The following is a 2015-nucleotide window of genomic DNA, read 5'->3' as shown; positions in this document are numbered from 1 at the left end:
TGAGGTTGCGCTCGGTCAGCAGTGCGTCGAGCACAACGAGAAGGTTCAGATCAAGGCCTTTGAAACGCATGCCTTATCTGTCCGTAACGTGGTTGCTTGTCATCGCGACCATTGTGTGTGGCTAATTTATTGCAGATTGAGATTTGAGCAGACTTGGGCGTGGCGGCGCTCCGACAAGGATCTGCGACACATATCCAAGGTCGCGCGCAATCTTGCGAATTGCCAGTGCTGTGACGACAATCGCCACTCCAAGAACACTTGCGAACGCGATTCTGGTCGTGAGATTCCAGACTTCTCCAAACTGTATAAAATCCGTGAGGCGAAACACGGCACCCTGAACCAGATAAAGCAGCAGCGTGCTCTGACCAAGCTCCACCGCGACAAAGTGAGCTATTCTGGTCGAATAGACAATCCTCCAGCATTGGAACATAAGCTGCATCGCTACTGCAGAAGCTGCTGCCGAGCCAGTGAACATCAGAAATACTTGTTCAGCCGACTGTTTATCATGAATTAAAACGAGATTGTTGTAGGCGTAAGTCTCCTTGCCCCACAAAATAAAGCATATGAAGGCTGTTATCGACAGTAAAACTACAAAAATCGATTTGTGTGCCCAAATGATAATTTTCTGCCATCCGATCGGCTGCGCAAGCAAGAACCCGAGACAATAAAATGGGTAAGTGTATCTTAATGACGGGGTTATTGATAATGTGATGGGCGCGAATGCGACCGCAATTGCAGATGCGCTTATAATCCACATCGATACGCGATTGGAAATTGTAAACAGTCTAATTAGAATGAACGAGATAAACGCCGCCCATATGAACCAGTATGTTCCAATGAGTTCCTTCGAAAAGTCCAGCAATCCATCAGTTAAGCTTGTCGCAGGAGGGATCATGGCGGACTTTAGTGTCCAAATTAACGCACACCAAAAAAGCATTGGTAGTAGTAACTGCGTTGCTCGATTGCCGACCCCTTGAATGAACGGTTTTCGCAAAATTGCCCCATAAGAAAGATATCCGCTTATTGCCATAAAGAGAGGCATGTGAAACATGTAGATCGACTTATAATACGGAGACGTCCAGAAATTGTCAGTGCCTCGATAAATTAAATATTGTAATAAGTGCCCAATTATCACTAAAGTAATTAGTATACCTTTGACGAAATCAAGGCTTAGGTCTCGGTCGTTTGTCTCTGCTGGGCGCGAGCCGCGCCCCTTCGCTCCGACTGTTATTTGATCAAGCATCAGACTCCAGCCCATCTGTTGCGGTTGCTACGGCCGTTTCTGGGCACGGCGAGCACGCCAGTTTCGGTGAAAAGATCGAAATTTACGCGGATCGCGGCGTGGTATCGAGGGCCGACTGGCTGCAACCGAGCGGACGAAATCCCAGTGCCTGATCGCAAACCTGGAGCGCAGTGGCGGTCGCGATCATGTGTGGCGACGCGATGGCCCGGCACTATGGTCGCCAGGACGTCTCTGCAGAACCTCTCAAGATAATTCCGCAGCGCATGCCGAACCGTGCCAAAAGCGAACGGAATGCCAAGCTGCTGCTGCACCGGACGCATGACGTGGATAGAATGGCTCATTCCGAGTCTCTCAAGATCCGGATGCACCCTGTACAATCCGAGTTCGCCTACCAAGAAATCAACCTCGCCAACGTGATGAACGGCGCAGCAGGTCCAAGTAAGCCGCTACGCCGTGCACATTCGCGAACCTCCGGCCTTGCACCGGCCCAGCTACGACCGCCTGAAAGCCCCTGTCGGCCCATAGGCCTTTCGGATGAAAGCGGAGAGCTCGACATGATCGGCTACTTGCAAGTCATGTCCCAGCACACGCTACAGAAGCCGTGGCGTGATCGGGTGCATGTTCATCTATGCAGCGCCCTGGAAGTTTGGTAAAATCGATTGTTTAGATCGCGAGCATTCACGCTATGGATAAGTGAAAGCGATGCGCTTCAAAGGCCTTGATCTGAACCTTCTCGTCGTGCTCGACGCACTGCTGACCCAGCGCAACCTGT

1 protein-coding gene and 1 pseudogene are annotated in these 2015 nt (G+C 50.7%); both read right to left on the bottom strand.

Features of this window, described 5'->3' with window-relative positions:
• Window positions 1-121: 121 nt before the first annotated feature.
• Window positions 122-1243, bottom strand: a complete 1122-nt coding sequence (gene nolL / locus AC0L3D_RS36495; RefSeq protein WP_473647513.1) for a nodulation factor fucose acetyltransferase NolL — start codon at window positions 1241-1243, stop codon at window positions 122-124.
• Window positions 1243-1830 (bottom strand): annotated as a pseudogene (locus AC0L3D_RS36490) (GNAT family protein). The gene nolL and the pseudogene AC0L3D_RS36490 overlap by 1 nt, the downstream one beginning before the upstream one ends.
• Window positions 1831-2015: the final 185 nt, after the last annotated feature.

The organism is Mesorhizobium sp. WSM4837 (assembly GCF_055811435.1).
The sequence above is the reverse complement of the archived record's forward strand: the minus strand, read 5'-3'. Positions and strand labels throughout refer to the sequence as shown.

Bases quoted from the DNA above. Each gene is read 5' to 3' on its own strand.
- nolL (WP_473647513.1), bottom strand. From the start codon at position 1,243: ATGCTTGATCAAATAACAGTCGGAGCGAAGGGGCGCGGCTCGCGCCCA.